Genomic DNA, 26,500 nt, shown 5'->3' on the forward strand with positions numbered 1-26,500 from the left:
AATCGCGAAAGGCTAGAGATGGACATCCTGGTAAACCTTCAGGCGTTCCTTGCCACCGCGGACGCGGCCGGATTTTCCGCCGCGGCAAGAAAGCTCAACGTCGCGACTTCGGTGGTCGCAAAGCGGGTCACCCAATTGGAGACGCGGATCGGCACGCGGCTGTTTCATCGCTCGACGCGGCAATTGCGGCTGACCGCGGCAGGCCAGGAATATGTCCACCGGGCGCGGAGCGTGGTCGCCGATGTCGGCGATCTCCTGTCGCGGATGGGCGAGAAAGGACATGATCTTATCGATCATTTGCGTATCAAGGCACCGACATCGCTGACCATCGCCCGGCTTGCCGATGTGTTCAGCGCGTTCCAGACCCAAAACCCGAAGCTGAAACTCGAAATCGTCCTGATCGACCGTCCCGTCGATCCGGTGACGGAAGGCTTCGATATCGCCATCGGCGCGTTCCCGCATTCTTTCGGCGGCGTGGTCGACGAACCCCTATGCCGATTGAAGCGCTTATTGTGCGCGTCGCCGGCCTATCTCAGGGCGCACGGCATGCCGCGACACCCGCGCGATCTGGTCGATCATCGTTGCCTGAGTTTTCTTCCCACCGGCCCGGACTGGGTGTTCGAGGGGCCGCGCGACCGTATCACGGTTCAGGTCCGGCCGCTGTTGAGTTCGAACGAGGGCCACGTGCTCGTGAAAAGCGCGATCGCCGGCAACGGCATCGCCTTCATCTCGCACTACCTTGCGGAAGAAGCACTACGCCAAGGCACGTTGCAGGTCGTGTTGCCGGATTTTCCAATCCCCGAATTATGGGTCAAGGCAACCATTCCCGAGCGACGGGTCCAGGCTGCAGCGATTCAGGCGCTATTGCGCGAATTGAAGAGCTCGCTGTTGCCGGTGCTGTAAGGCCCGTTTCGTTTGCACCCGCGGCATCGCCGATCTCTCCGGGAATTCAGGCCGCCGAGCGGATGGTGTGGAGGAAATCGTCGACGTTCGACTTCATTGAATCCGCCTGCTGCTTCAGGGCCGCCGCGACCGTAAGAGCGGCTTCGGCACCGGCGTCGGTCTCGCCCGCCACCGCGCGCACCTGACCGATTTCCTGCGTCACCGCCGTGGTGCCGTTGGCCGCCTCTTCGACGTTGCGCGCGATTTCGCCCGTTGCCGCGCCCTGCTCTTCGACCGCCGCGGCAATCGCGGTGGCGATGTCGGCCATTTCCTTGACGGTGGTGCCGAACTGCTTGATCGCCTGGACCGATTGGCCGGTCGCGCTCTGGATCGTCGCAATCTGGCTGGCGATCTGCTCGGTCGCCTGCGCTGTCTGGGTCGCGAGACTCTTGACCTCGCTGGCGACGATCGCGAAGCCCCGGCCGGCGTCACCGGCGCGCGCTGCTTCGATGGTCGCGTTCAGCGCCAGCAGATTGGTCTGGCTGGCGATGGCCTGAATCAATTGAATGATGGTGCCGATCTTTTCGGCCGCATCCGACAGCCCATGGATCAAATCGGAGGTGCGGTTGGTCTCGTCGGTCGCCCGGTTCGAGACCGCGACGGAGCGGTGCACCTGGCTCGAGATTTCGCGGATCGAGGCCGCGAGTTGCTGGGTGGCGGAGGCGACGGTCTGCACGTTCATCGATGCCTGCTCGGCGCGGGTCGCGACCGCTTCGGCGAGCCCGCGACCACGCTCGGCGACCTTTGCCAACTCCTCGGCGCTGCGCCCCATGTCGTCGGCGCGGCCACCGACACCGGCAATCACCCCCTGCATGCCCTGCTCGAAGCGGCCGGCAAGATCCGACATCATGCGGGCACGGTCGGCCTCGGTGGCTTCGCGCTGTGCCGTGGCCTCGCCTTCCATGCGACGAACCGCCAATGCATTTTCGCGGAACACCTCGACGGCCCGCGCCATGCGGCCGATTTCGTCGCGCGATTCGCCGCCCGGAATCGGCTCATCGAGCTCGCCCGCCGCCAGCGATTGCATCCGGTCCGTCATGCCGCGAATCGGGCCGGATACGCTGGCTCCGATCAACCATGCGAGCACCGCTCCCAGCAGCAGCGCGCCGGCCGCGGTCGCAATAACGGTCTGTTTGGTTTGATCGACCGCTGCCGAGGTCTTGTCACCCTGCTCGGCGCGCATGGTGCCGAGCTTCGCATTGATCTTGTTGACCTGATCGTCGATCGCCGCACTCGCCTTCTTCAGTTCGGCCTGCCTGGCGCGCAGATCGGCGGCAACCTTGATGACCTCTTCGAGCGCCGTCGTGTCGGCGGCGATCGCGGTCTTGAGTGCTGCGACCAGCGTCTTCAATTTGGGGGCGTCCACCGTCGCCAGCTCAGCCTCGGTGTCTGCGATCGCCAACTGGGCGTAGGACAACGCCTGCTTGGCGTCGTCGGCATCGCCCGTCGACATAGTGGACCCATAGCGCATCACGGTGACGCGCAGTGCGTCGACAACGCCAGCCAGGCGCATCGGGTTGACAAGCCGTTCCGCATCATCCGAGCGATTGGCAAGCGCAACCTGAATGCCGCTGACATTGAGGCCGGCGGCCGCGCCCTGGGCGTCGGTCTTCGTGGTGGCGGCGCGCAGCCGATCCGCGGCATCCGCCGCCGCGGTGAACGACGAACGATAGGTTTCCAGCGCCGTCTTGACCGGGCCGATGCCTTCCGCAATCGCTTGCAGTTTGCCGAATTGCCGATCGGCCTGATCGGCCAGTTTGCCCACGCCGTCGATCGCCTTGGCTGCGGCATCCTTGTCGCCGACATTCCAGGTTCGGATGAATTTCTCTACCGCCGAGTTCGCTTCCAAAAGCGCGGCACGCGCCTGTGACATGCCGGCGTCGCCGGCAGCGCTGGTAACGAGGTCATTGACCGTTCCGCCGATCCGCTCGACCTGGACCACGGCGAAGCCCGCGAGCAGGACCAGAAAGCTCAGAACCAGCGCGAAACCGCCAAACACGCGCGGACGGACGCCGACCCGGGACATCATGTGCGATAATTTCATGGGAATCCCGAAATTCTTACTGAGTGGACCGGATGGTGGCGAGCAGATCCTTGCCGAACCGCTTCTCGAATTCCTGATCGAGCGGCTTGACCGCGTCGACGAAGGGTTGGCGATCGAATTTCTCGATCACGTCCATGCCGCCGCTGCGCACCTGCTCGAGCGACGCGGCATCGAGCTTTGCCTGCCATGTCGCCTCCGCCCCCGCCTTTGCCTGCGCGATCAGCGCGGCCTGGTCGGCCGGACTGAGCTGCTCGAACATGGCACGGTTGGCGATGAACACGATCGGCGCGAAGAAGTGGCCGGTCAATGTGAGGTATTTCTGGACTTCATAGAGACGGGAGCCGGCAATCGTCGGCACCGGATTTTCCTGCCCATCGAGCCGGCCGTCCTTGAGCGCGGTATAGACCAGCGGAAATTCCATCGGGACCACTTCGGCACCGAGCGCCTTGAACGTCATCTGATAGATCGGGTTCGGGATGACACGAATCTTCAGACCCTTGATATCCTCGGGCGTGCGAACGGGCCGTTTGGAATTCGTGACGTTGCGGAAGCCCTGTCGGCCAATCGCCAGCAAGGTCAGCCCCTTATCGCCGAATTTGGCGGCGATTGCCGCGCCGGCCGGACCTTGCGCCACGGCCTTGGCGTGAGCCGTATCGCGAAACAGGAAGGGAATGTCGAACACGCCGAGTTCGGGGACGACCGCACTGACCACCGAACCCGACAGCACCGCCATATCGACGGCGCCCGCCTGCGTCGCTGCGAGAATGGCGTTCTCGCTACCGACTGCATTGGTGGCGCGCTGGTCGATCACGATGTGCTTGCCGGGCAATGCCACCAGCTTCTGGCGAAACTCATCCGCCCCGATCTGCTGCGGGCTCCCAAGCTGGGAATTGAACGCCAGAGAGACCAGTCGAGGTGAAGCGGCAACCGGATGCAGGACCAGCAGCGTTGCCGCCGCGACGATCGATCCGGCCTTCCAAAACCCCAGAACTTCTCTGTGCATTCGACACCATGGCGTGACAATTGTCGTAACCATAATGGCCGGGAATGATTGAACTCTTAAGGACAGGCCCGCGGAATTACGGGGATTCGAATCGATCCCGCCGCGGGCGAGATCTGCGGATGGTGCACGATGCAGATCGTATCGGGTTGCTGCTGAGCGACGCGCTCAGGCCTTGCCGCCACTCCAATTCGCCGCGCGTTTTTCGGCGAACGACGCCAGCCCCTCTGCGGCTTCTGCGCTCTGTCGCTTCAGCGAATGCAGATGCACGAGCCGCTTGTAGGCGGCATCGTCCACCGCCATTCCGCCGAACGAGCTCTCCAGCGCGAGACGCTTAGTCTCGGCCATCGCTTCAGGTCCGTTGGCAAGCAGCTGCTCGACCACCTTGGCGCCGGCGGCTTCGAGATCGGCGAGCGGCACCACCTCGTGGACGAGGCCGATGCGGCGGGCATCCTCGGCGCCGAAACGTTCACCTGTGAGCGCGTAGCGGCGGACTTGCCGGACACCAATGGCATCGCAGAGCTGCGGGATGATGATGGCCGCGGTCAGGCCCCAGCGCACTTCGGTGATCGAGAACAGGGCGTTGTCCGCCGCGATCACGACGTCGCAGGCTGCGATGACGCCGGTGCCGCCGCCAAAGCAGCCGCCCTGTACCAGCGCGACCGTCGGGATCGGCAGCGTGTTGAGCCGCTGCACAGCCTCGAAAGTCGCACGCGACGCGGCCTCGTTCGCCTCAGTCGATTGCGGCCGCACGCCGTTGATCCATTTGAGGTCGGCGCCGGCCTGGAAATGCTTGCCGTTGCCCCGGAGCACGACGACGCGCAGGTTCGGCTTCTTGCCGAGATCGTCCATGGCCGCAAGCACGCCGGCGATCAATGCGCCGTCATAGGCATTGTTCACTTCGGGCCGGTTCAACGTGACGGTCGCAACCCCACGCGCATCCAGGGTCCACAGGACGGGGCTGTCAGTCATCGGCGATCCTCCGGTCGTTTGTTTGTCCTGCACTATGACCGAGGCCGCTCGTCCCGATCCATATCTTTCCGGCGTAGGGCGGCCGCGTCCATCGCATGGCGGCTTGTGTCATGCTGCTGCCGGGCGGCATTCAAGGGATCAGGGACGGGACATCACACCATGCGCATCTGCATTTTCGGCGCGGGCGCCGTCGGCAGCCATATCGCGGTCAGGCTGGCGCGCGCCGGCCATGAGGTCTCGTGCGTAATGCGGGGGGCGCATCTGGAGGCGGTGCGTGCGGGTGGCCTCAAGCTGCGCGTCGGCGATTCCGAGGTCACCGCCAAGGTGAACGCGTCAGGCGATCCGGCCCAGCTCGGCCCGCAGGACGTCGTGATCAGCACCTTGAAGGCGACCGCGCTGACCGGGCTGGTCTCCAGCCTCAAGCCGCTGCTGCAGGACGACACCGCGATCGTTTTTGCGCAGAACGGCATTCCCTGGTGGTACGGGATCGGCCTGCCGCCGCGCCACCCGACCCCGCCCGACATTTCCTTCCTCGACCCGGGCGGGCGTTTGCGCGCCTGCATTCCGAAAGAGCGGATCGTCGGCGGCGTGGTCTTCTCCTCCAACGAGGTGACCGCGCCCGGCGTGGTGCAGAACCTGACGCCGGACCGCAACCGCCTGCTGATCGGCGAATGCGACGACCGCAATTGCGAGCGCATCACGACGCTCCGCGGTGTCTTCAACGACGCGCGGCTGGAATCGCCGCCGGTCGCCGAGATCCGCGAGGCGATCTGGTCAAAGCTGCTGACCAACATGTCGTTGTCGGTGCTGTGCCTGCTCACCGGCCAGACCGCGCGCGGCGTGCGCGACGATCCGGCGTTCGCCGACGTCATTCCGCGGATGCTGAACGAGGCCAACGAGATCGCCCAGCACTTCATCCCCGAGGTCAAGCGCGTGAGCCGCAGCGGCCCCGCCCCCAACCACAAGCCGTCGCTGCTGCAGGATTACGAGCTCGGCCGCGCCATGGAGATCGACGTCCTGGTAAAGGCGCCCGCCGCCTTCGCGCGCACCGCCGGCCTGTCGACGCCGACGCTCGATCTCATTGCCGCACTCGCGATCCAGAAAGCGCGCGACAAGGGGCTTTATTCCGCCTGAACCTCAGGCGAGTTGGTCGACCCAGGCCGTGAGCGTATCGAGCACCTCTGTGAGGGCCTCTTCGTTGGTCCGGCCGGATTTCTTCAGCACCGCGAAGGAGTGATCGCCGCCTTCGACCTCATGCAGCGTCGCTTTCGTTCCGAGCGCTGCGATGACCGGCTTGAGGAGGCCGAGATCGGCGAGCCCGTCGCGCGTGCCTTGCAGGAACAGCATCGGAATCTCGACATGGGCGAGATGCTCGGCGCGCTCCGTCGACGGTTTCTTGTCGGCGTGCAGGGGAAAGGCGAGGAAGGCGAGCCCTTTTACGCCCGACAGCGCGGCCTTTGACTGCGCTTGCGAGGTCATGCGCCCGCCAAACGACTTGCCACCGGCAACGAGCTTCAGTCCAGGGCAGAGCCGCGCTGCCTCCTCGACCGCCGCGCGGATCGTGGCGTGGGCGACCGCCGGCTGGTCAGGACGGCCCTGCTTGTTTTCCATGTAAGGAAAATTGAAACGGAACGTCGCGATGCCACGCTCGCTGAGCCCCTCCGCAATCTTGTCCATCGATGCATGCCGCATCCCTGCACCGGCACCGTGCGCCAGGACGTAGCAGGCGCGCGCCTTGTCCGGCTGCGTCAGGATCGCCGAGACCGTGCCGATGCGCTCGATGTCGAGCTTGAGCTCTTTGGTTTTGGCGCCCACAATCAAACATCCCAGCAGTCGCGAACCCGGCCGCCTTGGTAGCGTCACCGGCGCAGCCTGAAAACACAATAATTGCCGCAGCCGACTGGCCTACCAAGCCGGAAAGCCGCATTGACCGAGGTGACCATGTCCTACCGCTCCTCCTGGATGACCGAAGAGCTCGAAATCTTCCGCGACCAGTTCCGGAAGTATCTTGCCAAGGATCTGGCACCGCATGCCGAAAAATGGCGCGAGCAGAAGATGGTCGACCGCTTTGCCTGGCGCGGGCTCGGCGAGATGGGCGCGCTGCTGGCAAGCGTGCCGGAGGAATATGGCGGCTTGGGTGCCACCTTCGCCTATGATGCCGCCGTGCTCGACGACCTCGAAAGCACGGTGCCGGAGCTGACGACCGGCGTCTCCGTGCACAGCGCCATCGTCGCGCACTACATCCTCAATTACGGCTCCGAGGAGCAGAAGAAGCGCTGGCTGCCGAGGATGGCCTCCGGCGAGATGGTCGGCGCCATCGCCATGACCGAGCCCGGCACCGGCTCGGATTTGCAGGCCGTGAAGACCACGGCCAGGAAGCAGGGCAATTCCTACGTCATCAACGGCCAGAAGACTTTCATCACCAACGGCCAGGCCGCCGATCTCGTCATCGTGGTCGCGCGCACGGGTGATGTCGGTGCCAAGGGCATTTCGCTGATCGTGGTCGAAACATCAGGCGCGGATGGATACAAGCGCGGGCGCAACCTCGACAAGATCGGCCTGCATGCCTCCGACACGTCCGAGCTGTTCTTCGACAACGTCACAGTCCCGCCGGAAAACCTGCTCGGCGGCGAGGAAGGCCAGGGCTTCGTCCAGCTGATGCAGCAATTGCCGCAGGAGCGCCTCGCGCTCGCGGTCGGCGCGGTCGCCGCAATGGAGCGCGCGATAAAACTCACCGTCGATTACACCAAGGAACGGAAAGCCTTCGGCAAGCCGCTGATGGACTTCCAGAACACCGCCTTCAAGCTCGCCGAGCGCAAGACCGAAGTGATGATCGCGCGCGTCTTCGTCGACTGGTGCATCGAGCGACTGGTCGCAAAGGACCTCGACACCGTCACGGCGTCGATGGCGAAATACTGGTGCTCGGAGAAGCAAGTCGAGACCGCCGACGAATGCCTCCAGCTGTTCGGCGGCTACGGCTACATGCAGGAATACCCGATCTCGCGCATCTTCATCGATTCCCGCATCCAGAAGATCTATGGCGGGACGAACGAGATCATGAAGCTGTTGATCGCGAGGTCACTGTAATCAGGTCGGCGTGGGCGGTCTGCCGCTCAATTCGGATGCCACCAGCGCCCGCCGATGACGACGCCTTCGGAGACGATCTTGCGATCGCCGATCAGGTGTTCGCCGACGACATCCTCATAGTCGAACTGGCCTTGCCTGACCGAGATCAGCGTGGCGTCACCGACGCTGCCCGGCTTGAGGCTGCCGAGCTCGGGGCGGCGCAGCGCCATCGCGGCGTTGACCGTCGAGGTTGCGATGACGTCCGACAGCGGCATGCCCATGCACAAGAACTTCGACAGGGTCGTCACCTGGTCGAAGGCCGGGCCGTCGATGCAGAGCTGATGGATGTCGGACGAGATCGTGTCCGGATAGAAGCCGTTGGCGAGCATGGCGCGCGCGGTCTTGAACGCGAACGAGCCCTTGCCGTGGCCGATGTCGAACAGCACGCCGCGCTCGCGGGCGTCGAGCACCGCCCGCTTCACCGTGCCCTGCGCGGTCGCGGGCGTGTTGGGGAAGGGCCGGAACGCATGGGTGAGCACGTCGCCGGGGCGCAGGCGCGCCAGCACCTCCTCGTAGCTCGGCGGCGGATGATCGATATGCGCCATCAAGGGCATGCCGACCTCGTTCGCGACCTCGAGCGCGATGTCGAGCGGCACGATCCCCGACGTGCCCGAGGAGTGCAGGCCCACGCGCACCTTGATGCCGACGATGAGGTCGCGGTTGGCATCGGCCACCTTGGCCGCCTCGATCGGATTCATCAACCGCAGCTCCTCGCTCTCGCCGACCATGATCCGGTGCGAGAAGCCGAAGATGCCGGCATGCGAGACGTGCAGATAAGCGAGAATGCGAACCTGGCTCGGCTCGATCACGTGCTTGCGGAAGCCCGCGAAATTGCCGGGCCCCGCGCTGCCGGTGTCGACCGCGGTGGTGACGCCGGAGAGGCGGCAGAATTCCTCGGCGTCGATGCCGAGCGAGGTGCCGCCCCAATAGACATGAGTGTGGAGATCGATCAGCCCCGGCGTCACGATGTAGCGTGACACGTCGCGCACGTCGGTGCCTGCATCGGCCTTGAGCCCGCTGCCGATCGCAGCGACCTTGTCGCCCGCAAAGGCGACATCGGTCACGGCATCGAGCTTCTGGGACGGGTCGACCACACGGCCGCCGCGCAGGATCAAGTCGAAAGGCATTGTCGTCTCCGGATGGGATAGTGGGGCGTGGCTGGCGGGCACATCAGCCGGGCCAGCAAGGAAGGAAGCCCTTCGCTTCTAGCAATTTTTGCGCCGATCGGCGTGGCAAACCGTGACGGTGGCTGATGAAAAATGGCGATCCCGGGAAGACTCGAACTTCCGACCTACGGTTTAGGAAACCGTCGCTCTATCCGGCTGAGCTACGGGACCGCGGAACCCGCAGAGCGGGTTACCGGGGCTTCATATCAAAGCGGAGCCGGGATCGGAAGCCCTTCGCATTGCTCAATGCTGAGGGCTGCCGGTCACCTCACGCCCGGATATTGTTGTCTCTGACCACCTTTCCCCAGGTGGCGACCTGCTTGTCGAAGAAAGTCTTGAAGGCGGGGCCGTCCTCGAGCAGCAGCGTCATCTGCTGCGTCTCCTTGAGCTGGGCGGCGGTCGCGGGCTCGCTCAGGATCTCCTTGGACGCGGTCGCGAGGCCGGCGACGATGTCCGGCGGCGTCCCCGTGGGCGCGAAGATGCCCCACCAGGCCAGCGTCTCGAAATCCGGAAAGCCCGCCTCGATCGCGGTCGGCGTATCCGGCAGGCCGGGCAGCCGCTCGCGGCCGAGCTGCAGGATCGGACGCAGCATGTTGGTGCCGAGCTGGGCTGCGACCAGCGCCGCCGATCCCGCGATCAGATCGACATGGCCGCCGAGCACGTCGTTCATCGCGGGGCCGCCGCCGCGATAGGGCACGTGCATGATCTCGACGCCGGCCTTGTTGCCGAGCACGGTCATGGCGAGATGGCCGAGCGTGCCGATGCCGACGGAGGCATATTTCACCGCGCCGGGCGTCGCCTTGCAGGCCGCCACCACGTCGGCAAAGCTCTTGTAGGGTCGGCCCGCACCGGCGGCGATCACGTAGGGCGCGGTGCCCACCAGCAACACCGGCATCAGCTCGCGCTCGACATCGACGGGCGGCTTGTCGAGGATGGAGGGGATCACCGCGTGGGAATCGAAGGTGACCAGGAACGTAGAGCCGTCCGGCGGGCTCTTGGCGACCTGCGCCGCGCCGAGCGCCCCGGCGGCGCCCGACTTGTTCTCGACAATGACGATGCGGTTGAGCTTGGTTTGCAGATGACTCTGGAGCAGCCGCGCCATCGCATCGGTCGATCCGCCCGGCGGGAACGGCACCACCAGTGTGATCTTGCCGGCTTGCGCCGCCGCAGGCGTCATCGCGAGAATAGCCGGCGCTGCCAGCAACGTGCGTCGTGTGATCGTCATGGTCCCCTCCCTTGTGTGTCTTGCGCCCGGCTTTTGCTCTTTGGCGCTACGGCATGATCCGGAAAAGTGTGCAGCGGTTTTCCGGAAAGATCATGCTTATACAATAATCTAAAGCGCGTGCCGCACCTTAGGTCGTCCCGAAACCGGATCCCGCTTTTCTGTATTCTGGCCGCGGTGGACTGAAGATGTCCAGCACGCGGGCGCCGTCGGGGCCGGCGCGCATGGTGTGTGGCACGTTGCCGGGCGTGCGCCAGAAGTCCCCCTTCTTGACGGGAATCTCCTCGTCGCCCTGGACGCGGATGGCGGAGCCGTCAAGCAGCACGCCCCATTGCTCCTCGGGATGATGATGCAGCGTGCCTTGCGCATGCGGCGCCAGCGTCACCACCGACAGCATCGCCTGCTCGCCGGAGAAGATGCGCGTGGTCACCCCCGCCGCGAGCTCGCGAAACAGCCCGTCGCCGGCATCGTCGAGATTGTGGAATTCGTCCTTCTGGCTCACGCCATCCTCCCTTTCTTTTTTTGCTGATCAGGATTTGCCATACGAGCCCTGATAACGGCCCTCGCGAATCGCCTTCAGCGTCTCCTCCTCGCGCGCCACCTGGGCCCGCACGGCGTCCAGCAGCGCCGCGGCACCGGCGGCGGCAAACGACACCACGCCGTCCTCGTCGCCGACGACGATGTCGCCGGGCGAGATCACGCTGCCGCCGATGGTCACAGGCACGTTGATCTCGCCGGGGCCGTTCTTGTAGGGGCCGCGGTGGATCACCGCGCGGGCGTAGCAGGGAAAGTCATCGGCCGCGAACGCCGCGACGTCGCGGATCGCACCGTCGATGACATAGCCTTCGGCTTTGCGCCACTGCGCGATATTCTTCATGATCTCGCCGACCAGCGCCCGCGTCTCGTCACCGCCGCCATCGACCACGATGACGTCGCCGGGACCCACCAGCTCGAGCGCGCGGTGGATGGCGAGATTGTCGCCGGGACGGGTGCGGACCGTGAAGGCCGTGCCCACCAGCTTGGCGCCGCGATGATAGGGCTTGAGCCCCACTGCGCCCGGCAGCCGGCCGAGATTGTCCGAAATGACCGAGGTCGGCGCACCGCGAAAACCCTCGATGATGTCGGCCGGCGGCTTTGGCACGGAGTTCGCTGCGATGGTGATGGTCATGGTCGTTCGGTCCTTCCCGTGAATTGTCTCAGTCGGCGTGCGCCCGCGCCTTCGCCGGCCAAATCCGGAAGGCGCGCCCCTCCTTCATCCACGCCGCACGCTCATCGCGCAACAGCGTGCGGCGAACTTTACCGGAATCATCGCGCGGCGGGGCGCTGACGATCTCGAAACTTTCCGGATGCTTGTAGCGGCTGAGCCGGTCCTTCAAAAAGTCCGCCATGCCGTCGGCGATGGCCTGACCGTCCCCATCGCGGTCCTGCTCGATGATGGCGTGTACGCGCTGGCCCAATTCCGGATCGGGCAATCCCACCACCACGCAGGAGCGCACGCCGGGGCTCTCGGAGACGGCAGCTTCGACCTCGGCGGGATAGATGTTGGCGCCGCCGCGCAGCACCATGTCGGCGAGGCGGTCACCGAGATAAAGATAGCCTTCCGCATCCAGCCTGCCGATATCGCCGAGCGATTCCCAGCCGTCCGCGCGCCGCTTCGGCTCGGCGCCGAGATAGTGATAGGTCGCGTCATTGCCGTCATTGTTGAGGAAGTAGATCTCGCCGGTCTCACCTGGCGCGACGTCGTTGCCGTCCTCGCCGATGATGCGCAAGCGCGCCGTCTCGCCGATCTTGCCGACCGAGCCCTTGTGCGTCAGCCATTCCGTGCCGGAGATGATGCAGGAGCCTTGCCGCTCGGTGCCGCCATAGAGCTCCCAGACCCGCTCAGGCCCGAGCCAGGCGATCCAGTTCTCCTTCAGCCAGGGTGGCATCGGAGCTGCCATGTGGAAGACGGTCTGCAGGCTCGACACGTCGTAGGCGTTGCGCACGTGCTCCGGCAGCGCCCAGATCCGGTGCATCATGGTCGGCACGAAATTGACCCATTGCACGCGCTCGCGCGCAATTTGCCGCAGCGCCTCCTCGGCGTCGAACTTGACGAGGCCGGTGAGCTGGCCGCCGGTGAACAGCGCCTGGTGCGACACGATGAACGGCGCATTGTGGTAGAGCGGACCTGGATTCAGCAACGAGACCCCGAAGGGGATGTTGAGCGGCGGCGCGGCGACCGTGTCGATCACCGCCGGCTGGTGATCGAGGATCACCTTCGGGCGGCCGGTCGATCCGCCGCTGGTCATGGCCTTCCAATAGCGCGCCACCGGTGCGGTGAGCGGCTCGTCCGAAAACCCTTCCGGCACGAAATCCGCGGGCAGACGGTTCGACGCGTTCCAGTCGGCTTCGCCGCCGACCACCAGCGCCGGCTTCAGGATGTCGAGCACCGCGGCGGCTTCGCCGCGCGGCAGCCGCCACGACAGCGAGGTCGGCGTCGCCCCGCATTTCCACACCGCAAACGAGGTCTCGAAGAACGCATTGCCATTGGGCAAACCGATCGCGACAAAGTCGCCGGGCTTGACGCCTTTGGCCATAAACGCCCGCGCGCGCCGACTGGCGCCGCGTTCGAGCTCGTCCCATGTCAGCGTATCCTGCCCGTGACGGACGGCAATCGTGCCTTGCGGTTTGCGCTCGGCGTACCAGCGCGGCACATCGGACAAGGGCAGCAGCATCAGGCGTTTCCACTTCGTTTTCTTGGCGTCGCCAATGAGGCGAGCGCAGGATGAAGTGACGCTGTGACTCCTGCGCCACGTCAAGCAAAAAATGTCAGCATTGCAGCCATGAAATTCCCGAGTTCCATGGGTGACAAGCAGGCGATAAAGGGGCAAAAATCAGCCCGACTCAGTTCGGGTTGAGTTTTGCAAGGAATGCTCTCGTAGAATGTCGGACGTAGTTGCATCGCGTCGTGCGGCGCTTGTCGTTGCCGCAGCAGGATTTTTCCTGCTGGCGCCGTCGCATGCCCAGGCACAATGGTGGAAGCGCGCGCCTGTTGACTTCGAGACCTGCGCCGACGCCGCCGAGAAAGCCACGACCAAGTCCGAGAAGACGGCGGCGCTTGCCGACTGCAACGCCAAATTCGCCGGCCGGCGCAAGGCAGGCGGCGGCTATTCCTATTACGATTTCCTCCAGGACCGCACCTTCGACATCGCCGGACCCAATCCGACGCCGGAGGAGCAGAAGAAGATCGACGAATCCTACACCGCCTATCTCGCCAATCAGCGCCGCAGCAATGAAGCCGCGCTGGCCGCCGCGCGCCAGCAGCGCGAGCAGCAGGAACAACAGGTGCAGCAGCTCCAGCGGGTCGCGTTGCGAACCGAGGTCGAGCGCGTGCCCGTGCCGGTCGAGCGGCCGAAAGTCCAGCAGGCCGCAGGCACCGACGCACGATCGCGGCCGAAAGGCGCGCCCTGTGCCAAGGGCTCGTTCTCCTGCGAATGGCCCCGGCTGTCGGAAAGCTTGAACGATCTGAAGAAGCTGTTCAACCCGACGCCGAGCAAGCCCGCGAAGAAGGGCTGAGTCTCGGCAGCAGCTACAAACTCCGTTGGTCGTCCCGGCGAAGGCCGGGACCCATTACCCCAGGGAGTTGTTTGGTGCGAGACTGGTAACCGCGAGTCTTCGCCAAATCCAATTCGGGGGTTATGGGTCCCGGCCTTCGCCGGGACGACGAGTGAAGATGTGGTCTCAGCCGTCCAACTCACACCCAAAGCCGCGCCTCAGTTCGGAGGCTTCTTCTTGCTGCGCTTCGGTTGAGCGACCGGGGCATTCGCAGGCGCCGTTGTCGTCGGAGAACTGCCTAATTGCGACCTGCTCTCCTGCAATCGCCTGTCATAGCCGGGAGAGTTCATGACCGTCGGCGGCCGGGCCTCCGCGACCGAGGACGCGGCGCAGAGCACGGCCAGCGCGAATCCGATCATCAGACGACGCTTCATCGTTGCTCCTCCCGTCGTGCAGCCTGCACTCATGCGTTACCCGCGGATCTGCTGCGGCGTCAGCCGCGGCGGACCCTTGCCCGCAGCCTCAGCCTGGTTGATCAGCGCAACAATGCGGCGCGACAGCGGCACGTCGACGCTGTTCTGCTCGGCGAGCGCGATGATCGCGCCCTGGAGATAGTCGATCTCGGTCTTGCGGCCCTGCTTCAAATCCTGCCACATCGAGGAACGCGCCTCGGGATCGATCTTCATGGTCCTTCCCAGGATCAGGTTGAAAATCGGATCAGGCAGTCTCAGCAAGGTGGGCGTCCAGGACGACGGGATCGGTGTCGCCGAGACCGGTGTGACGCCGGCGGCCCTCATCGCAGCCAGCCCCTCCGCCATCTGGTCGGCGAACAGCCTTCGCCATTCGCGGTTCGCCAATTGCGCGGCAAGCGGCATGTCGGACAAGGCGCTGAGCGCGTTGTTCAAATTGATGATCAGCTTGCCCCATTGCACGCCGGTGATGTCGCGGCTCGCGCGCATGGTGAGCCCCGGCGCCGACAACGCTGCGGCGGTGTTCGCTTCGTCTTCGCCAACATGAATGTCGCCGGAGGTCGAGCGGTGGAAGCGGCCCTCGCCCATCCCGACCACGTTGAAAGGCACCATGCCGGCGAGCACGCGGCGGTCGCCGAGGCGCTCGCGCAGCACCGCGACATTGCCGACCCCGTTTTGCAGCGAGACGATGACGGCGTCCTGCGGCGCATGCTGCGCGATCTGGTCCGCGACACCGGCAGTGTCGGCGCTCTTCACCGTGACCAGCACGATGCCGGCGCTGTGGAAGATCGCGGGATCTCCCGACAGCGCGAGTTGGCCCGGGCTGAGCTTCCTCTCGGAGCCGTCGAAATCGGTCAGAAGCAGGCCGAACCGCTCGATCTCGGCCTTCACCCGCGGCCGCACCAGGAGCGCGACGCGGCGGCCGCCGGCCGCCAGAGTGCCGCCGACGAAACATCCGATGGCGCCTGCGCCGGCCACCACGATCGGTCGATCCGTCATCACCTCGCCTTGCTCCCTGAATGTCCGGCCTTCGATAGCAGAGGCGAGACAGGCTGCCCATCGCGGCGCATCCGCCTTGTAACCGTCATGAGAGCCCCATATGTTTTTGCCCGGGGGCCTATCAGCGGCGAGAACTCGCCAACGAGAACGCCAAAGGAGAGCACCATGGGTCTACTCGACGTCCTCAACGGCATGCAGAACGGCCCGCGCGGGCCCAGCACGCCAAGCTCCGAGAAGTCCTCGGGCGGCATGTCGCCGATGACCATGGCGCTCCTCGGCCTGCTCGCCTGGAAGGCATTCAAGCACATGACCGCAGGCCAGCCCGGCGCGGCGCCGCAGCAGTCCCCGACGCCGACGCACCTCCCCCCGCCGGTGAATGCGGGTGCTGGTGGCGGTCTCGGAGGCGCGCTTGGCGGAGGCGGCGGCCTCGGTGACCTGCTCAAGGGTGGCCTTGGCGGCTTGCTCGCGGGTGGCGCAGCCGGCAGCGTGCTCAGCGGCGGTCTCGGCGATCTGCTCAACCAGCTCCAGCAGGGCGGCCACGGCGAGGCCGCGAACACTTGGGTCGGCAAGGGCGAGAACAAGGCGATCGCACCGGGCGATCTCGCCAACGCGCTCGGCGCCGACCAGATCGAGAGCCTGTCCGCCCAAAGCGGCCTGTCGCGCGACGCTGCTCTCCGGTCTCAGCCAGTATCTGCCGAAGGTGATCGACCATCTGACGCCGGATGGACGGCTGCCGACCGAGAGCGAGATCTCGGGCAGAATCTGATTTTAGTCAAAGCGAGGAAGCACGGACATGAGCATGGGTGGCTTGTTGTGGATCATCGTCGTCGGCTTCATCGCCGGCCTCATCGCGCGTTGGCTGGCGCCGGGACCGAACAATCCGAGCGGCTTCATCCTCACCACCATCCTCGGCATCGCCGGCGCGTTTCTCGCGACCTTCATCGGCCAAGCCATCGGGCACTACAGTCCCGACCAGGGCGCCGGCTTCATCATGGCCACCATCGGCGCCGTGGTGGTGCTGTTCATCTGGCACCGGCTGGTGGCGAGCGGCGTGATCAAGGGGTAGCTCGTCTCGCCCGACAAATTCTTGCGTCGTCCCGGCGAAGGCCGGGACCCATACCCACAGGATTGGATTTGGCGAAGACTCGTAGTTGTCAGTGTCGCGTCACGACGGCTATTCGTGGTTATGGGTCCCGGCCTTCGCCGGGACGACACCTTTGTTTGACGCGCCAGGGAACGTCACCCGACACGGTTACGCAATATCACGTCACCAAGTGCATCCCGGCATCCATGCGCACGACCTCGCCGGTCATGTTGCTGGAGGCCGGCATCGCCAGGAAGCAGACGAGCTGCGCGATGTCTTCCGCTGATGATGCGACCTTCAGCGGCACCTTCGCCACGACGCTGTCGCGCACCTGCTTGGCGCCCGCCTCGCCGCGGCCCTTGGTGAACCAGGGTGTGTCGATATAGCCCGGGCATACCGTGTTGACGCGGATCAGCGGTGCCAGCGCGCGCGACAGCGACAGCGTCATCGTGTTGAGCGCGCCCTTGCTCGCGGCGTAAGCGATCGACGAGCCGACGCCGCTGATGCCGGCGACCGAGGACACGTTGACCACGGCGGATGGCCGCTCCGAGGCCTTGGCGCCGGCCTCGAGCAGGCTGCGCGCCGCGCGCACCATCTGGAACGGGCCGATGGTGTTGACGCCGTACAGGCGCTGGAAATCCTCAGCCGACAATCCATCGAGATCGGCATGGGCGACATGCTTGGTGGTGCCGGCATTGTTGACCAGCACATCGAGCCGGCCCCAGCCGCTGGCTGCCGCAACGATCTTGCGGCAATCGTCATCCTTCGAGACGTCGCCCTGCGCGACCAGAACTTCCGGCGAGCCGGCCTTGCGGCAAAGCTCCGCGGTCGCCTCCGCTTCCTTCTGGCTCGAGGAATAGTTGATGACGAGCCGCGCCCCGCTCCGTGCGAGAATTTCTGCGGTCGCGGCACCCAGGCCGGAGGCGGACCCCGTCACGATTGCGCACAAACTGTCCTTTGCCATCCGATTTCCTTCCCCTGTCTTTGATGCAAGCCTTTGCTAGCAAGCCTTGGCTAGCTGGCCTTGTTTAGCGAGTTTGCCGAGCCCTGCAAATCGAGCAAACTCCGCTAAGCGGAATTAGCTTGTCGCCCATGCCCGCGCCGCAGGTTGACCTGCGATCAACGCTTGTCAGGGCCATGGCTTTTTCCGATCATCGGGCGCAAGAAGAACCTGCGCGCCCGCCCACGGGGCCGGATGCGCCAATGGCAAAACACGGGGAACGCTGTGGCGGAGAGTGACAATATCGTCGTCGAGACCGCGGAGAAAATCTTCGCCGATCTCGCCGATCCCCAGACCGTCAACAACGACAAGAAGGATTCGTGGCAGGCGCCGCTATGGCAGGCGCTGAGCGAGGCCGGCTTGCCGTTGTCCTGGGTGCCGGACGATCTCGGCGGCTCCGGCGCGAGCTTGGCCGACGGCTTTGCGCTGCTGAATGCCGCCGGCCGTTTCGCAGTCGCGGTTCCCCTGGCCGAGACCATGCTGGCCGGCTGGCTGCTGGCGCAGGCGAAGATCGCGTCCCCGGAGGGCGAAATGACGCTGCTGCCGGCATCCCCGAAGGATCGGATCACGCGCGATGCCGACGGCGCGCTCTCCGGCCGCGCCCGCGGCGTGCCCTTCGCAAAGGCGGCAAAGCACTTTGCGGTGCTGGCACACGGCAAGGACGGCGCCTCGATCGCGCTGGTCGATGCGAGCAAGGGTCGGATCGAGACCGGACTCAATGTCGGCTACGACCACAGCGACACCGTCACGCTCGACAAGGTGCAGCCTGTGACCATCAAGTCCGCCCCGAAGGGCTTTGACCAGACCACAATGATGCTGATGGGCGGCGTCGCGCGCAGCCTTCAGATCGCGGGCGCGCTGGAAGCGATGCTCGACATCTCCGTGCGCTATTCCAACGAGCGCGTCGCCTTCGAGAAGAAGATCTCCAAATTCCAGGCGGTGCAGCACAACCTCGCCCGCCTCGCCGGCGAGTCGGCTGCCGCCCTTGCCGCGGCGACCTCGGCCGCCGATGCCATCGCGAACGCAAAATCGTTCGACGACGCGGTCTACCTCGAAGCCGCCTCGGCAAAAATCCGCTGCGCGGAGGCCGCGGAAAAGGGCGGCGCCATCGCCCATCAGGTCCATGGCGCGATCGGCTTCACCCTGGAGCACATCCTGCACCGATATTCGCTGCGGGCATTGGCCTGGCGCGACGATTTCGGTTCGGAAAGCCACTGGGCCGTCGAGCTCGGCAAGCTGGTCGCAAACCGCGGCGCCGACGAATTGTGGCCGCTCGTGGCTTCGCGCTGATCAGGGACGAGACAACAATGACCGCTGCCCTCCGTTTCGATCCGATCCGCCTGCCCGAGAAATGCGAGCAATTGCGCAAGGAGGTTCGCGCCTTCCTCGCGGAAGAGATCGCCGCCGGCACCTTCGATCCGCACAAGCCGAACCGCGAAGACACCGACGCACCGGAGTTTTCCCGCCGGGTCGGCGCCAAGGGTTGGCTGGGCATGACATGGCCGAAGAAGTATGGCGGCCAGGAGCGCTCGTTCCTCGAGCGCTACGTGGTGACCGAGGAGATGCGCGTCGCCAACGCGCCGACGCGGCGCTTCTTCGTCGCCGACCGCCAGAGCGGGCCGGTGCTGCTGAAATACGCCCCCGAGAACATCAAGATGGACATCCTGCCGCGCATTTGCCGCGGCGAGATCTGCTTTGCGATCGGCATGAGCGAACCGAACTCCGGCTCGGACCTGTTCGCAGCGAAAACGCGCGCGACCAAGACCGACGGCGGCTATCTCATCAATGGCACCAAGATCTGGACCTCGTCGGCGCACATCGCCGACTACATGATCGCGATCTTCCGGACCTCGCAGCCGACCAAGGAAAACCGCCGTCACGGCCTGACGCAGTTCCTGGTCAAGATGAAGCAGCCGGGCATCCAGGTGAACCCGATCGGCCAGATCACCGGCCAATACGAGTTCAACGAGGTCGTCTTCACCGATTTCTTCGTGCCTGACGATCATGTGCTCGGCGAAGTCGACGGCGCCTGGAAGCAGGCGACGAGCGAGCTCGCTTACGAGCGTTCGGGCCCCGAGCGCTTCCTCGAGACCTATTACGTGCTGACCGAGCTGGTTCGCGCGGTTGGCCCCAATCCGGACACGCGAAGTGCCGAAGGGATCGGCCGGCTGGTGGCGCAGCTCCACACCATGCGGCGCATGTCGGTCTCGGTCGCGGGCATGCTGCAAGCCGGCAAGGAGCCGGTCGTCGAGGCCTCCATCGTCAAGGACATCGGCACGGTGTGGGAGCAGCAGCTTCCGCACCGCGTGCGCGATCTCGCCGCCTTCGTCGAGGAGACCGCGACCAACCGCGAGACGCTCGAGCGGCAGCTCGACTTCGCCATCAAGACCGCGCCGAAACTCACCATCCAGGGCGGCACCACCGAGGTGCTGCGCGGCATCATCGCCCGCGGACTTGGTTTGCGCTAACTCTTCGAGGACATCATGAGCACTTATAAAGATATCGGCGTCGAGAAGGTCGGGCACGTCGGCACCATCGAGATCCGCCGCCCGCCACTCAACTTCTTCGACATTTCGCTGATCAACCAGATCGCGGACGCGCTCGACGAGTTCGATCGCGACATCGAGATTCGCGCCTCGGTGCTGTCGGCGCAGGGCAAGGCGTTTTGCGCCGGTGCGAATTTCGGCGATCCGGCGCGGCAGGCGCAGGAAGCGCGCGAGGCCGAGAAGACGGCAAAGGGCGATCCGGCCGACAGCCTCGGGGCGATCAATCACCTCTACATCCAGGCCGTACGCATCTTCCGCGCCAAGAAGCCCATCGTCGCCGCCGTGCAGGGCGCAGCCATCGGCGGCGGATTGGGCCTCGCGGTATCGGCGGACTTCCGGGTCACCTGCCCCGAAGCGCGCTTCTCCGCGAACTTTACAAAACTCGGCTTCCATCCCGGCTTCGGCCTGACCGTGACGCTGCCCGAGCTGATCGGCAAGAACAACGCCGAGCTGATGTTCTACACCAGCCGCCGCGTCACCGGCGAGGAGGCCGTCAAATGGGGCCTCGCCAACGAACTCGTGCCGCAGGACCAGGTCAAGGCGGCCGCACTGAAGCTCGCCAGCGAAATCGCCGAATGCTCCCCGCTCGGCCTCGTCTCCACCCGCGCCACGATGCGCGCCGGATTGGCCGATCGCGTGATGGCGGCAACCAATCACGAGCTCGAGGAGCAGACCCGGCTGCGCGCGACGGAAGACTTCAAGGAAGGCGTGAAGGCCACGGAAGAGCGGCGGGCGGCGAACTTCAGGGGGCGGTGATTGCGGCAGCGTTTCGCCGTATCGCTCTATCGTCTCCACAATCTCCGCTGTCGTCCCGGCGAAGGCCGGGACCCATACCCCGAGGGGGCATTTGTAGCGCGAAGCTGGTAACTACGGGTCATCGCCAAACCACTGCCTGTGGTTATGGGTCCCGGCCCTCGCCGGGACGACGGCGCTAATTGTGACTACTACTTTCTCCCCACCACCAGCGCATCCACGATCGTCACGCCCTGCCCTTCGGCGTGCACCAGCACCGGGTTGAGCTCGATCTCCGCGATCTCCTCTGCATGCCGCGCGGCGAGCACGGAGATATCGGCGATCAACTGCGACACTGCCGCGACATCCGCCTTCGCCGCCCCTCGAAATCCTGTCAGCAGCGGCGCGGCTTTCAAGCGCGCCAGCATCGTGCCGGCTTCTTCCGCGCTCACCGGCGCCGGGCGGTAGACGACGTCGCGAAATAGCTCCGTAGTAATGCCGCCGAGGCCGACCATCACCATCGGCCCGAATGTCTTGTCCGTCATCGTGCCGATGATGATCTCGACGCCCCGCTTGGCCATCGGGCCGACCAGCACGCCCTGAATGGCCGCCTCAGGCCTGTGCTTGCGCGCATTGTTGAGCAGCGCCTCGAACGCCAGAAACACTTCACCCTTTGTCGTGATGTTGACGCGCACGCCACCGACCTCGCTCTTGTGCGCGATGTCCGGCGACTGGATTTTCATCACCAGCGGAAAGCCGACGCGGGCCACGGCTTCGTCGAGCTCGCCCTTGTCCTTCACCAGCACTTCGTCCGGCAGCGCAATACCCACGGCGCGGAGCAACGCCTTGCTGTCGGCTTCCGAGAGAGCCGGCGATTTCAGGTGCGCGGAGATGTCCCGCACGGGGACTTGCGCCCCGTCCGGCGGCTTCCGCAGTTTGAAGTTGGCGTAGTCGACGAGTTGCCGCATCGCGACGCCGACATGGGTGAGGCCCGAGAGCACCACGACGCCGGATTTGGCAAGCTCGCGCCGCGCGAAATCGGACGGCACCGTGTAGGAATAGAACACCACCGGCTTGTGCTGTGCTGCCAGCACCGGCGTCAGCTCGGCTTCCTTGAAGGGCTTGCGGATTTCGCTCGACAGCGACAGCACGACCAGGATCGCATCGATCTCGTCTGACGCGGTGAGCACATCGACGCTCTTCTGCAGGCCGCCCGAGGTCACGCCCTGCGCGGTGACGTCGATCGGGTTGCGCGCAGTGCCGTAGGAAGGCATCAGCGCCCTGATCTCCGCCTGGACTTTTTCGGTGAGCTCCGGCACCTGCAAGCCTTGCAGCGCCACAGCATCGGCGCCCCAGATGCCGGCACCGCCGGAGACGGTGACGACGGCGACGCGATCGCCTTTCGGCAACGGATTGCTCGCAAGCACCGCTGCGATCGTCAGCGCTTCGTCGAGATCGTTGGAGACGATGAAGCCATATTTGGCAAACACCGCGTCATAGGCCGCCGACCATCCGGCCATGCTCGCGGTGTGCGAGGCGGCCGCGCGCATCCCGGCGCCGGAGCGGCCGACTTTCGTCACGATGACAGGCTTTTTCAGCTCGGCTGCCCGCCGCGCTGCCGCGAGAAACTTGTCGACGTCGCGAATGCCTTCGATGAACAGCAGGATCACGTCGGTCGCGGCATCCTGCACCAGATAGTCCAGGAACTCGCCGGCGCCGAGATCGGATTCGTTTCCGGTACTGACGACATAGCTCACGGCTATTCCGAGCGCCTTGGCCCGGTGATAATAGGCAAAGCCGATGCCGCCGCTCTGCGCGACGATGCCGATCCGCCTCGTCGTGGCGACCAGCGGCGTCGCGCCCGGCTTGACGTCCACGGCGGGACTGAACGTCGCCGCCACGCGCTGCATCTGGCTGAAAAAGCCCTCTGCGTTCGGACCGGAAATCCGCATGCCGGTACGCCTGGCCAGCGCCGCGATCGCATCCTGCATCGCCGCACTCTCCCCGCCCTCCTCGGCAAAGCCCGAGGAGATGATCACGGCGTTCTTCACGCCGCCGGCGGCGCATTGTTCGAGTGCGGCAAGCACGGCGCGGGCGGGGATGATGATGACGGCGAGATCGATCGGCGCGCCGATCTCCGTGATCGATTTGTAGCAAATGAGCCCGTCGATCTCGGCGTAGTTCGGGTTCACCGGATAGATCTTTCCGGGATACTCGTTCTTGCGCAACATCGACAGCAGCCGGCCCGGAATCTTCTCGTGATCGCGCGAGGCGCCGATCAGCGCGATGCTGGCGGGCGCGAAGAAGCTGTCGAGCAGATGCGGCATGGAGTGATCCCCTTCTTATTCTTCCTGCACCCGCCGTATACTTTCAGACCGTCATCCTGAGGTGCGAGCCGCGCGGTGCATAGCACCGTGCGGGGAGCCTCGAAGGATGAGCGGCCCCGCCGGTGGACGTCGCCCTTCGAGGCTCGCCGAAGAGGCGAGCACCTCAGGGTGACGGATCGCTACCAAGCACTCAACTGACGCGGAACGTCACCCCACCGAGCAAGAACTCGTTGCCCGCCACGGCATGTCCCCTCGCCCTCGCGGCATGCAGCACACCGGCAACATCAGCGACCCGAAACTCCAGCGCGCTCATGATTTCGCTGGCGCCCTTGACGAAGCGCAATGTTGCGTTGGGCAGCCTCAATTCGGCTTCGCCACTCGGCGCAACCCCGATGATCTTGCCCCAATGCTCGGCCAGTCCCATCGGATCCGGGCTCTGCAGCTCCACGCAAGTCAGCGCCTGCGTTACATCCTTGCGGATGAATTTTTGCCAGTCAGGACCGGCCGGCGAATACGCCCCCAGGATGTCGTCGCTGCCGTCGGTGTGATTGAACTCGATGAAGGCGGCGCGGCAGTCGCGGGGATGGAGCTGCACGCCGTGATAGGGCGCGTGGTCGATGACGTTGGCGGTGCGCACGCCAAGCGCGTTGGCGTTACGACCGCGCTCGTCGGGATCGTCGCAGCAGAAGATCGCCATGTAGCCGCCGCGCCCGCCGCTCTTCTCGATGAAGCGGCCGGCGGTGGTGCCGTCCTTGAACGGCGCGACCACCTCCAGCAGGATCGTGTCGACCGGCAGCAGCGCGTTTTCCAGGCCGTATTTCGCAACGTTGCCGTCACGATAGCAGACGGCGAGGCCCATGATATCAGCGATATCCGTGATCACGGGCGCGAGCTGCGGCGCGACCAGGCAGATCTGCCGCAACCGCATATAAGGCGCCATCGTCATGCGCCCTTGAAGGTCGGCTTGCGCTTCTCGACGAAAGCCTTCGCAGCCTCCTTGTGATCCTCGGTGTCGCCGCAGCGGGTATGGTGGATCGCCTCGCCGTCGAAGCAATCCTCCAGCGCCAGATGCTCGGCGTTGTTGATGTTGCGCTTGATGAAGCCGAGCGCGATCGACGGGCCCTGCGCCAGCGACAGCGCGAGCTCGTGCGCGGCGGTGTCGATCTCGGCGTCGGGGACGACCTTCGTCACCATGCCGATCGCATGCGCTTCCTTCGCGGAAAGCACCGGCGAGGTCAGATAGAGCTCGCGCGCCCGCGCGCTGCCGAGCAGCTGGGTGAGGAAATAGGTGCCGCCGTAATCGCCGGAGAAGCCGACTTTTGCGAACGCGGTCGTGATCTTGCAGGATTCGGAGGCGACGCGGAGGTCACACGACAGCGCCATCGACAGACCCGCGCCGGCCGCCGCGCCGTCGAGCTGCGCCACCACCGGTTTTGGCATCTGGTGCAGGATGCGCGACACCTCCATGCCGCGGCGCAGGTTCGCCATCTTCACTTCGAACGGCAGCGGCGCCCGGCCCTCCGCCATCGACTTGACGTCGCCGCCGACGCAGAAGGAGCCGCCCGCGCCCTTGAACAAGACCGCGCGCACCTCCGGATCGTCCGCCGCGCGCCGCGCCGCCTCGACCAGTCCGCGCACCATATCGGGGTTGAGCGCGTTCTTCCGCTCGGGCCGGTTCATGGTGATGGTGAGCAGCCCGCCTTCGAGCTTCTGCAGGACCATCTCGTCGCTCATGGGGCGTCTCCCTTGTTGTTATTTCATAGAGCTTTGGCCACACCCGTCATTGCGAGGAGCGAAGCGACGAAGCAATCCAGACCGTCTCTGCGGACACATCTCTGGATTGCTTCGCTTCGCTCGCAATGACGGTGTTTATTTCTTCACCAGCGGGCAGCGCGACTGTTCCAGCGACTGGAATGCTTCGCTGCCGGGCACGGTGGCGAGCAGCTTGTAGTCGTCCCAGCGGCCCTTGGATTCCGACGGCTTCTTGACCTCGAACAGGTACATGTCGTGCAGCATGCGGCCGTCCTCGCGGATCTTGCCATTCTTGGCGAAGAAGTCGTTGATCGGCGTCTCCTTCATCAGCTTCATGACAGCTGCGGCATCCGTCGTGCCTGCCGCCTTTACGGCCTTCAGGTAGTGCGTCACGGAAGAGTAGACGCCGGCTTGCGCCGAGGTCGGCGGCCGCTTCATGCGCTCCTGGAAGCGCTTCGAGAACGCGCGGGTGTCGTCGTTGAGATCCCAGTAGAAGGCTTCCGCAAGTAACAGGCCCTGCGCGGTCTCGAGCCCGATCGAGTCGATGTCGGTCACGAAGGCGAGCAGCGGCGAGACCTTCTGACCGCCCTTGGTGATGCCGAACTCGGCCGCCTGCTTGATGGCGTTGACGGTGTCGCCGCCGGCATTCGCAAGCCCGATCACCTTTGCTTTCGAGGCCTGGGCCTGGAGCAGGAACGACGAGAAATCCGACGTGTTGAGCGGATGGCGCACGCTGCCGAGCACCTTGCCGCCGGTCTTGGTCACGACGGCGCTGGTGTCCTTCTCCAGATCCTGGCCAAAGGCGTAGTCGGCGGTGAGGAAGAACCAGGTGTCGAGGCCCGACTTCACGGCCGCAAGGCCGGTCACATTGGCCTGGCCGTAGGTGTCGAACACGTAGTGAATGGTATAGGGACCGCAGGCCTCGTTGGTGAGGCGGATCGAGCCCGGGCCGTTGAACATGATGATCTTGTTGCGCGCCTTCGCGATCTCGCCGGCGGCAAGCGCGGTCGCGGAGGCCGCGACGTCGTAGATCATCTCGACGCCCTGATTGTCGAGCATGTCGCGGGCGATGTTGGCGGAGAGATCGGCCTTGTTCTGATGGTCGGCGGCCAGCACCTGGATCTTGCGGCCGAGCACCTCACCGCCAAAGTCTTCCACGGCCATCTTGGCCGCGGTCTCGCTGCCGGGGCCGGTGATGTCGGCATACAGGCTCGACATGTCGAGGATGCCGCCGATCTTGAGTGGCGGCTTGTCCTGGGCCTGCACGGCGCTTGCGCTGAGGGCGAACGACGCGGCAAAAATGCCCGACAAAATTCTCTTCATTGAAAAAGACCTCCCTTGATCGCCTGTCTCTGATGGCGGCTTGGTTATTGCTTTTGGCAATCGCTGTTGCCGCAATCATGCCGCATGCGCGACAGCGCAGCAAGCGCGAGGGGCGACACGCGAGCACGATTGCGGCGCATGTTTTCCGCAAAGCGGAATGGTGGAGTGCGGCAAAAGGTTTCCACGCCGTCATTGCGAGCGCAGCGAAGCAATCCAGAATCCCTCCGCGGTGACAGTCTGGATTGCTTCGCTGCGCTCGCA

25 protein-coding genes, 1 tRNA gene and 1 pseudogene are annotated in these 26,500 nt (G+C 65.1%); 10 read left to right on the forward strand and 17 right to left on the reverse strand.

Features of this window, described 5'->3' with window-relative positions; all coding sequences use genetic code 11:
• Positions 1-18 precede the first annotated feature (18 nt).
• On the forward strand, positions 19-903 hold the full coding sequence (locus JQ591_RS32520; RefSeq protein ID WP_211400053.1) for a LysR family transcriptional regulator: 885 nt from the start codon (positions 19-21) through the stop codon (positions 901-903).
• A gap of 46 nt (positions 904-949) precedes the next feature.
• Here the strand turns inward: JQ591_RS32520 and JQ591_RS32525 are convergent, their stop codons facing one another.
• The 3 genes from JQ591_RS32525 to JQ591_RS32535 all read right to left on the reverse strand — a co-directional run bounded on the left by JQ591_RS32525 (position 950) and on the right by JQ591_RS32535 (position 4,958).
• Positions 950-2,986 (reverse strand): methyl-accepting chemotaxis protein, encoded by a 2,037-nt coding sequence (locus JQ591_RS32525; RefSeq protein WP_211400054.1) that lies wholly within the window; start codon positions 2,984-2,986, stop codon positions 950-952.
• 16 nt (positions 2,987-3,002) lie between these two features.
• On the reverse strand, positions 3,003-3,989 hold the full coding sequence (locus JQ591_RS32530) for a TRAP transporter substrate-binding protein (protein WP_211400055.1): 987 nt from the start codon (positions 3,987-3,989) through the stop codon (positions 3,003-3,005).
• A 165-nt stretch (positions 3,990-4,154) separates the two neighbouring features.
• Entirely contained in the window at positions 4,155-4,958 is an 804-nt protein-coding gene (locus tag JQ591_RS32535; protein WP_211400056.1) for an enoyl-CoA hydratase-related protein, read from the reverse strand.
• Positions 4,959-5,117: 159 nt separating this feature from the next.
• Between JQ591_RS32535 and JQ591_RS32540 the strand changes: the two genes are divergently transcribed.
• Positions 5,118-6,092 carry a ketopantoate reductase family protein gene (locus JQ591_RS32540; protein WP_211400057.1) on the forward strand — a complete coding sequence of 325 codons (975 nt, stop codon included), beginning with the start codon at positions 5,118-5,120 and terminating at the stop codon, positions 6,090-6,092.
• A 3-nt stretch (positions 6,093-6,095) separates the two neighbouring features.
• Here JQ591_RS32540 and JQ591_RS32545 read toward each other — a convergent pair whose 3' ends face one another.
• Positions 6,096-6,773, reverse strand: a complete 678-nt coding sequence (locus tag JQ591_RS32545; protein ID WP_211400058.1) for an alpha/beta hydrolase family protein — start codon at positions 6,771-6,773, stop codon at positions 6,096-6,098.
• Positions 6,774-6,899: 126 nt separating this feature from the next.
• On the opposite strand from JQ591_RS32545, the gene JQ591_RS32550 reads away from it, so the two are divergent.
• Entirely contained in the window at positions 6,900-8,045 is a 1,146-nt protein-coding gene (locus JQ591_RS32550) for an acyl-CoA dehydrogenase family protein (protein WP_211400128.1), read from the forward strand.
• Positions 8,046-8,071: 26 nt separating this feature from the next.
• Here JQ591_RS32550 and JQ591_RS32555 read toward each other — a convergent pair whose 3' ends face one another.
• From JQ591_RS32555 to JQ591_RS32580, 6 genes are all read right to left on the reverse strand, one after another.
• Positions 8,072-9,211 carry an amidohydrolase/deacetylase family metallohydrolase gene (locus JQ591_RS32555; RefSeq protein ID WP_211400059.1) on the reverse strand — a complete coding sequence of 380 codons (1,140 nt, stop codon included), beginning with the start codon at positions 9,209-9,211 and terminating at the stop codon, positions 8,072-8,074.
• Between the two features lie 133 nt (positions 9,212-9,344).
• Positions 9,345-9,421: transfer RNA gene (locus JQ591_RS32560), tRNA-Arg, on the reverse strand.
• Between the two features lie 97 nt (positions 9,422-9,518).
• Positions 9,519-10,475: a tripartite tricarboxylate transporter substrate-binding protein gene (locus JQ591_RS32565; protein ID WP_211400060.1), complete on the reverse strand. Its 957-nt coding sequence runs from the start codon at positions 10,473-10,475 to the stop codon at positions 9,519-9,521.
• Positions 10,476-10,602: 127 nt separating this feature from the next.
• The gene (locus JQ591_RS32570; RefSeq protein ID WP_211400061.1) at positions 10,603-10,974 is read right to left on the reverse strand and encodes a cupin domain-containing protein; all 372 of its coding nucleotides are present in this window, start codon (positions 10,972-10,974) and stop codon (positions 10,603-10,605) included.
• Between the two features lie 27 nt (positions 10,975-11,001).
• A complete protein-coding gene (locus tag JQ591_RS32575) occupies positions 11,002-11,640 on the reverse strand; it encodes an RraA family protein (RefSeq protein WP_211400062.1) in 639 nt (212 codons plus the stop codon).
• A 28-nt stretch (positions 11,641-11,668) separates the two neighbouring features.
• On the reverse strand, positions 11,669-13,186 hold the full coding sequence (locus JQ591_RS32580; protein WP_211400063.1) for an AMP-binding protein: 1,518 nt from the start codon (positions 13,184-13,186) through the stop codon (positions 11,669-11,671).
• A 208-nt stretch (positions 13,187-13,394) separates the two neighbouring features.
• Here JQ591_RS32580 and JQ591_RS32585 point away from each other — a divergent pair, with 208 nt between their 5' ends.
• The gene (locus JQ591_RS32585; RefSeq protein WP_211400064.1) at positions 13,395-14,027 is read left to right on the forward strand and encodes a hypothetical protein; all 633 of its coding nucleotides are present in this window, start codon (positions 13,395-13,397) and stop codon (positions 14,025-14,027) included.
• Positions 14,028-14,224: 197 nt separating this feature from the next.
• Here JQ591_RS32585 and JQ591_RS35785 read toward each other — a convergent pair whose 3' ends face one another.
• Positions 14,225-14,440, reverse strand: a complete 216-nt coding sequence (locus JQ591_RS35785) for a hypothetical protein (protein ID WP_433995225.1) — start codon at positions 14,438-14,440, stop codon at positions 14,225-14,227.
• 36 nt (positions 14,441-14,476) lie between these two features.
• Positions 14,477-15,478, reverse strand: a complete 1,002-nt coding sequence (locus tag JQ591_RS32590) for a 2-dehydropantoate 2-reductase (protein WP_211400065.1) — start codon at positions 15,476-15,478, stop codon at positions 14,477-14,479.
• 162 nt (positions 15,479-15,640) lie between these two features.
• Here JQ591_RS32590 and JQ591_RS35540 point away from each other — a divergent pair.
• Positions 15,641-16,241, forward strand: a pseudogene (locus tag JQ591_RS35540) (YidB family protein).
• Positions 16,242-16,268: 27 nt separating this feature from the next.
• On the forward strand, positions 16,269-16,541 hold the full coding sequence (locus JQ591_RS32600) for a GlsB/YeaQ/YmgE family stress response membrane protein (RefSeq protein ID WP_080586664.1): 273 nt from the start codon (positions 16,269-16,271) through the stop codon (positions 16,539-16,541).
• A 196-nt stretch (positions 16,542-16,737) separates the two neighbouring features.
• Here JQ591_RS32600 and JQ591_RS32605 read toward each other — a convergent pair whose 3' ends face one another.
• Complete coding sequence (locus JQ591_RS32605) at positions 16,738-17,523, reverse strand: SDR family NAD(P)-dependent oxidoreductase (protein ID WP_211400067.1); 786 nt, start codon at positions 17,521-17,523, stop codon at positions 16,738-16,740.
• Between the two features lie 261 nt (positions 17,524-17,784).
• Between JQ591_RS32605 and JQ591_RS32610 the strand changes: the two genes are divergently transcribed.
• From JQ591_RS32610 to JQ591_RS32620, 3 genes are read left to right on the forward strand one after another with little or no spacing between them, the layout of a single operon-like run.
• Positions 17,785-18,849, forward strand: coding sequence for an acyl-CoA dehydrogenase family protein (locus JQ591_RS32610; protein WP_211400068.1), 1,065 nt, complete (start codon positions 17,785-17,787; stop codon positions 18,847-18,849).
• Between the two features lie 17 nt (positions 18,850-18,866).
• A complete protein-coding gene (locus JQ591_RS32615; protein WP_211400069.1) occupies positions 18,867-20,027 on the forward strand; it encodes an acyl-CoA dehydrogenase family protein in 1,161 nt (386 codons plus the stop codon).
• A 15-nt stretch (positions 20,028-20,042) separates the two neighbouring features.
• Entirely contained in the window at positions 20,043-20,861 is an 819-nt protein-coding gene (locus tag JQ591_RS32620; RefSeq protein WP_211400070.1) for an enoyl-CoA hydratase/isomerase family protein, read from the forward strand.
• A gap of 188 nt (positions 20,862-21,049) precedes the next feature.
• Here the strand turns inward: JQ591_RS32620 and JQ591_RS32625 are convergent, their stop codons facing one another.
• The 4 genes from JQ591_RS32625 to JQ591_RS32640 form a co-directional block, all read right to left on the reverse strand.
• Positions 21,050-23,164 (reverse strand): acetate--CoA ligase family protein, encoded by a 2,115-nt coding sequence (locus JQ591_RS32625; RefSeq protein WP_211400071.1) that lies wholly within the window; start codon positions 23,162-23,164, stop codon positions 21,050-21,052.
• A gap of 190 nt (positions 23,165-23,354) precedes the next feature.
• Positions 23,355-24,104: a hypothetical protein gene (locus tag JQ591_RS32630; RefSeq protein ID WP_211400072.1), complete on the reverse strand. Its 750-nt coding sequence runs from the start codon at positions 24,102-24,104 to the stop codon at positions 23,355-23,357.
• A 2-nt stretch (positions 24,105-24,106) separates the two neighbouring features.
• On the reverse strand, positions 24,107-24,898 hold the full coding sequence (locus tag JQ591_RS32635; protein WP_211400073.1) for an enoyl-CoA hydratase: 792 nt from the start codon (positions 24,896-24,898) through the stop codon (positions 24,107-24,109).
• 135 nt (positions 24,899-25,033) lie between these two features.
• A complete protein-coding gene (locus JQ591_RS32640; protein WP_211400074.1) occupies positions 25,034-26,239 on the reverse strand; it encodes an ABC transporter substrate-binding protein in 1,206 nt (401 codons plus the stop codon).
• Here JQ591_RS32640 and JQ591_RS32645 point away from each other — a divergent pair.
• Positions 26,239-26,472, forward strand: a complete 234-nt coding sequence (locus tag JQ591_RS32645) for a hypothetical protein (RefSeq protein WP_211400135.1) — start codon at positions 26,239-26,241, stop codon at positions 26,470-26,472. The genes JQ591_RS32640 and JQ591_RS32645 overlap by 1 nt on opposite strands.
• Positions 26,473-26,500: the final 28 nt, after the last annotated feature.

The organism is Bradyrhizobium canariense, assembly GCF_018130465.1.
Lineage (GTDB): Bacteria > Pseudomonadota > Alphaproteobacteria > Rhizobiales > Xanthobacteraceae > Bradyrhizobium > Bradyrhizobium canariense_C.